Source organism: Streptomyces sp. MK37H, from assembly GCF_018035285.1.
GTDB lineage: Bacteria > Actinomycetota > Actinomycetes > Streptomycetales > Streptomycetaceae > Streptomyces > Streptomyces endocoffeicus.
Map to the genome: position 1 here is coordinate 1 of NZ_JAAAYH010000529.1, position 5,339 is coordinate 5,339.

General features: G+C 68.9%; 5 protein-coding genes and 2 pseudogenes. 2 read left to right on the forward strand and 5 right to left on the reverse strand.

What is annotated here, in order from left to right; genetic code table 11:
* Window positions 1-1,596 (forward strand): hypothetical protein (locus tag GWI24_RS39805; protein ID WP_210950905.1); only part of this gene is annotated, 1,596 nt, incomplete at its 5' end.
* Window positions 1,597-1,911: 315 nt separating this feature from the next.
* Here GWI24_RS39805 and GWI24_RS45910 read toward each other — a convergent pair.
* The gene (locus tag GWI24_RS45910) at window positions 1,912-2,052 is read right to left on the reverse strand and encodes a hypothetical protein (protein WP_247617538.1); all 141 of its coding nucleotides are present in this window, start codon (window positions 2,050-2,052) and stop codon (window positions 1,912-1,914) included.
* Here GWI24_RS45910 and GWI24_RS47045 point away from each other — a divergent pair.
* Window positions 2,008-2,172: pseudogene (locus GWI24_RS47045) on the forward strand (endonuclease NucS domain-containing protein); the annotation flags it as partial. The gene GWI24_RS45910 and the pseudogene GWI24_RS47045 sit on opposite strands and share 45 nt — an antisense overlap.
* 141 nt (window positions 2,173-2,313) lie before the next feature.
* Here the strand turns inward: GWI24_RS47045 and GWI24_RS39815 are convergent.
* The 4 genes and pseudogenes from GWI24_RS39815 to GWI24_RS39825 form a co-directional block, all read right to left on the reverse strand.
* Window positions 2,314-3,675 (reverse strand): UvrD-helicase domain-containing protein, encoded by a 1,362-nt coding sequence (locus tag GWI24_RS39815; RefSeq protein ID WP_247617539.1) that lies wholly within the window; start codon window positions 3,673-3,675, stop codon window positions 2,314-2,316.
* Window positions 3,676-4,042: 367 nt separating this feature from the next.
* Window positions 4,043-4,429 (reverse strand): annotated as a pseudogene (locus GWI24_RS45915) (nuclease-related domain-containing protein); the annotation flags it as partial.
* A 47-nt stretch (window positions 4,430-4,476) separates the two neighbouring features.
* Window positions 4,477-4,926 carry a hypothetical protein gene (locus GWI24_RS39820; RefSeq protein ID WP_210950906.1) on the reverse strand — a complete coding sequence of 150 codons (450 nt, stop codon included), beginning with the start codon at window positions 4,924-4,926 and terminating at the stop codon, window positions 4,477-4,479.
* 38 nt (window positions 4,927-4,964) lie between these two features.
* Window positions 4,965-5,339 (reverse strand): MazG nucleotide pyrophosphohydrolase domain-containing protein (locus GWI24_RS39825; RefSeq protein ID WP_210950907.1); only part of this gene is annotated, 375 nt, incomplete at its 5' end.

Consider the following 5,339-nt stretch of genomic DNA (forward strand, 5'->3'; position numbering starts at 1 on the left):
GGTGCCCTGCGCGTATCGGACGGCCTGGAGATCAGCGTGGCCCGGCCCCTCTCCGACACCGCTCGCCTGGAGTTGTCTCAGGCGGCAGCACCGCCGGAGGCATGGGAGCGCATCGCCGACATCCCACCCGGCGAGGCCACTCTGACGGTGACGGCTCCGGCGGATGCGGGCAGCCGTGTGCGCCTGGTCGTCGTCGACAGCGACGGCGTACCGAGCTTCGGCAACATCGTGTTCGTCGTCGACCCTGACCGCGCGCTGCGCCGGATAGCCCCAGCCCATTCCCAGACCCCCACGACACGGCCACCAGACCTGTTCGCGGACCCCCGGCTTGCCGAACGGTTTCTGGGCGACCTGGAAACCCTCCGTACGGGACTGACCCCCACCCCAGCGGGCGCATCAGCGATCACCAGCACTGGCGGTACGGTCGCGACAGCCCCGCTGGACGGCGACGAGGACGGCTGGGAGCGTTATCTGGACGAATGCGCCGGGCGCTTCGGGCACCCGCTCACGCGCTTCGCACTGGGGCTCCCCCTGCCCACCGACACCGGCACGCCCTTTCAGGACCTGTTGCCCGTCTCCTGGGACGAGCGGTTCACCGACGACATCGAAGCCGCCCTCGACGAGGACGACGCCGAGGTCGTGGCAGCAGATCACGCCCCCGAGGCAGCTGGTGCCGAAGCGGGCACCGCCACCCTGCCTGACCTCCGACAGGCCGACCAGGAAGTCCGCCGCCGATACCGCCGCTGGGTGGAACGCCTCGTCGCCCTCGCTCCCCACCTCGGCCCTCCGGAACGCATGCTCGTCGTGCGGCTGACCCTGTGGACTGTCGCAGCAGGCGCCTGGCCTCCTGCGCACACCGACTGGCTGCCACTGCTCTCTCGCGCCGTCCGCGCATTGAATCGAAACGATCTCCCCGAACAGATCGAGCCCCAGGTCGGCAGCCTCGCCGCAGTCGCCCTCGCCGTGCTCCGAAGCCACGCCCCACGCTACGAGATCACCCCTGAGACGCTCGCCTTCAACGAGGCTTCCCAGGCAGTCGGCCACCTGCTTCCCGCAGTGGATTCCGCGTACGTCACGGAATACACAGCACTGCTCGACGCAGCCTTTGGCCCGTCTGTCGACCAGGCAGCGGTGCTCGATGTCGCGTCGGACGTCGTCCAGGACGATCCCCTCGCCGACGCCGTATGGTCTCTCACCGAGAAGAACCGCGACGTACACCGCCACGGGAAGTTGCTACTCCACGTCACCGGCCGCTTCAGCAACCCCGCGCTGGTAGCACTCGAAGCGGTGGGCGCCGCCGAGGACGCGCCACTGGTCGGAGCCTGGGCTGGCTCGGACTCCGGCGGGGGAGCCTGGGCGCTGGTCATCTGGTGTCGGCCCGACCTCATCGTGGTCGATGCCCGCCGGCCCACTCCCCTCTGGCGGCACTACCGTCTCACCGGCCTGGTCGGGCCGAGAGCTCTCGCAGCACAGCGCAGCTTCGAATCCGTCGGCTCCGTACCCCATGGTCCCCGCAACCAGCCCTTCGGACTGGCTCACCAGCTCCTGTCGGATCTCCGTCTGGCTGGCCCTCAGCCGCCACGCTGCGAGCCATAGCTCCTGGGCTACTCGGCGTGCCCGTCCCAGGGAGCGCGCCACCGACTATCAGTTGCCGCGCTCATCGGGATCAAGTGACGGGCGATGGCTGGGGCGGGACACGGAGGAGACGGCCAGCGTGATCGACTCACAGCCCGTCAAGGCGGGCTCCGTCATTCACGCCGACAGCCGCGGTTCCACGGCAGCGGATCAACGGGCACTGCCGGTACGTCGTGTGAAACGCTCGGCCTGCTGGTGGAAGGCGTGATCACCGCCGCGGGCACCAACGACACCGCCGCCCAGTCCCTTGGGGCAGTTGTGGTCGCTGAAGGGGTGTCAGTGGTAGACCGTAGTCTCCTCCTCATGCAGCCGCCTCTTGAACGGGAACTCCGGAACGCCCTCGTCCGCAACCTCGAACTGATCGAACCGGGACTGCGGCCCGTGCAGTTCCAGGAGTATCCGCTGCCCAATGCTCACGGCACTCGGGGCAGTATCGACATCCTGGCACGTGACCGGAACCAACTGTGGGTCGTCATTGAGCTGAAGCGGTCCAAGGCCACGTCGCGGCAGGCTCTGCACGAAGTCACGAAGTACACGGAACTCTTGCGCCGGGAGAAGCACCTGGCCGCTGATCGAATCCGCGCCTTGATCGTAGCGACCCCGACTGACTGGGAAGAACTTCTGGTGCCCGTCAGTAACGCAGCTCGGGACTGGAGCCACGATTTGCGGGGGTATCAGCTACACCTGGACAGTAATGGACACCCCAGCCAGGCCAAGCGTGTCAAGCTCCTGCCCCAGGCATTCGAGCACCGAATCACTCCGATCCACACCATGCCGGGCGTTGACGTACTCGTCGTGGCGCGGCAGGCAGACGTACTTGAACTCAAGTCCCTTGGCCCGGCGGTAGCTGCCCAACTTCACGGCCTCGACGGGGCGACCGTCGTAGTGCTCGAGCGGGCATACCGGGAGCCCGGCCTGGGTGAGAAGGCGCTGGTAGTGGCTGATGGCACGCATGGAGGGGCAGAGAACGGCCGCATCGCCGAGGCTGTCGGCCGGGAGGGCGCGAAGCGTGTCGACGAGATCCTGGTCGTGTTCGGCGACGGTGGGCCGTGCCGAGCGCATGACCTTGCCGTCGTAGTAGGTCAGGTCCACGTCGCGTCGGCCCGGCGTGCGCACTCCGTCGATGTCCTCGAACGCGTCGTCGGACACGACGGCGAGAGCCTCCTCCAGGATCTCCTTGGAGTTGCGGTAGTTGGTGCGCAGCACCTGTCCGCGGTCGCCGCGGACATCGATACCGGCGTCGCTCAGCCGGAAGCCGCCGGGATAGACGGCCTGCTGCCCGTCGCCGATGAGGAGCAGGCCGTTGGGGGCGTCGCCGACCAGGGCGTGGAGCAGCCGCACTCCCACCAGTGAGAGGTCCTGGACCTCGTCGACGATCACGGCGGCGTACGAAGGTGCCGCCGGCTCGCCCTTCCGCACCTCGGCGAGGGCGAGGGAGAGGACGTCATTGAAGTCATGCACGCCCTTCTCGATCCGCAACTGCTCGTAAGTCTGGTAGAGGGCCCACACCGCCTCGCGATGGGTACGGCGCAACGCCGCCTTACGGCGGATCCGGCGCAGGGCGGCGTACTCCTCGAAGGAGGTGATGCCACGTCCCTTGATGACATGGTCGATCTCCTCCTTCCAGTAGAGCGGGGCGGGGTCGAGCTCCACGAGTCGACTGCCGCGTCCCACGTGTGTCCAGGCCCGGCTGAACGCGGTCTCGGCCTTGTCCCCGTGCAGGCGCACCTCGACACCGCGCTCGCGGAGGAACTCCTGAGCCCACTGATGCAGGCTGCGGAAGTCCACGCGGGCGGCCACGGCCGGGGACATGGTCTTCAGGAACGTGCTCTGCACGCGCGGAAGGTTGTTGGCATAGGTGACGTACAGGACGCGTCCGCTGGTGCGCTGGGCCAGGTGTGCCGCCCGGTGCAGGCCGACCACCGTCTTGCCCGTGCCCGCGGGGCCGTTGATCCGTGCGGGGCCCGACCAGTTGCGTCGTACGAGTGGCAGCTGAGCGGGGTCGAGGAAGGTCATCCACTGCTCGATGGGAGCCTTCATGGCGTCCGTAAGGGCGGCGTCGCGTAGCCCTTCGACGTCGAACAGCCCGTCGTCCCCCCTGCTCCTGAGGAGCCTGCCCCTGAGGAGCCTGCTTCTGGTGCTTCTGCCCCTGAAGCTCCGATGGCCGCTCGGCCGGCCTCGTGAGTGACGCGCGCTCGTATTCCGGGAAGGCACGCTCCAGAATCTCCCCGATGGCCCGGACCGCCTCCGGCCTCAGGCGCCGAGGCTCGTGGAGCAGCATCGGCCCGACCTCGTGTTCGCCGAGCAGCCGAACCCGACCGCAGGTCGCGTCCACCCGCTGTCCGGCGAACATCATCAGCGGGTGCACAGCCACCGGAGACAGTCCCAACGACGCCACGGCCCCTTCGGCCGTCCTCGTCATCTCCAGGAGCCTGCGCACATGCGAATCGTGGCCCTCTCCGTCGGCGTGCAGCCGTCCGTCGATGATCTGCGGTGAGGCCCGCCAGTCCTTCACGTCCAGGACGAAGACACCGCCCGGCCCGACGAGCAGCATGTCCGCGTTGGCCGTACGGGTGCCGGGCCGGCGCCGGGCCGCCAGTAGCCGCCAGCCGCGTTCGGTGAGGACCAGAAGCTGCGCCGCGACCCGGCGCTCGCCCTCGCTCGCCGTCTCCCAGTGGCGAGTCTCCTGCCGGGCGGCCTGCCATTGCTCGCGCAACAGCCGCTCCTGCCGCCTCGCCTCCTGCGCGCGCCGCGACGCCGATGTAGCGATCAGGTCAACTCGTCGGTGCGGCACCGGGGATCGAGCGGTGGCCGAGTCTTCTCACCAAACTGGCTGGTCAATCACGCGGTCAGGCGCAGCGCGGCTTCCGCGTTGGCCAGCATTCGGGCGATGGCGATGGGGAGATGCCGGAATTCCTCCATCACGACGTCGTACGGCTCAACGCGGTGGGGCGCTCCGTCGAGCCCCTCGGCCTCGATGAGGTAGCGGTAACCGACCGGTGAGCTGGGGTCGGCGGCCTTCTTCCAGGCGGCTCCGTGGCGACGTACCAGCACATCGCCCAGGTAGGACGTCAGGTCCGTGTGCAGCGTGATCCAGTCCGACTGCTCGAACTCGCCGAGTGGGAGCCGGTCCACGTAGTTCTGGAGGCCGGGCATGAGCGCCAGAGGGTCTTCCGCGTACCGCTCGGGCGCGACCCCGAGCATCGTGGCGAGGCCGATGGCGTTGCGGTGTGCGCCCTCCGTCCAGGCGAGAGCCTCCGCGGCCGCCCCGTCCGGCGTCGTGTTCCGCATCCGCCCAGTATTCCAGCCACCCCGGCCGGACGGGACGCCTATTCGGCCGCGCCGGTCCACCCCTGGCGGCGGAGGACGGCAGGGATGTCGGGGGCCTGGTAGTGGGTGCCCTTGAGGACCTTGCCGTCGGCGCGGAGGGTGGGGCGGCCGTCGGGGCCGAGTTTGGTCATATTGGCCCGGTGGATCTCGGCGATCACCTCGTCGAGGTCGATGCCGTGGACCAGGGCGGTGCCGTAGGCGACGTAGACGACGTCGGCCAGTTCGTGGGCGAGGTGGTCGAGGGTGCCGTGGGCGCTCGCTTCGGCCACTTCGGCGCACTCCTCGGCCAGGAGGTCCTGGCGGTGGGCGGCGAGTTCCGATGAGACCTCGGTGGGGGTCTTACGGGCGTCGAGGCCGAAGGCCAGGTGGAATTC

Bases quoted from the DNA above. Each gene is read 5' to 3' on its own strand.
- GWI24_RS39815 (WP_247617539.1), bottom strand. From the start codon at position 3,675: ATGAAGGCTCCCATCGAGCAGTGGATGACCTTCCTCGACCCCGCTCAG.
- GWI24_RS39820 (WP_210950906.1), bottom strand. From the start codon at position 4,926: ATGCGGAACACGACGCCGGACGGGGCGGCCGCGGAGGCTCTCGCCTGG.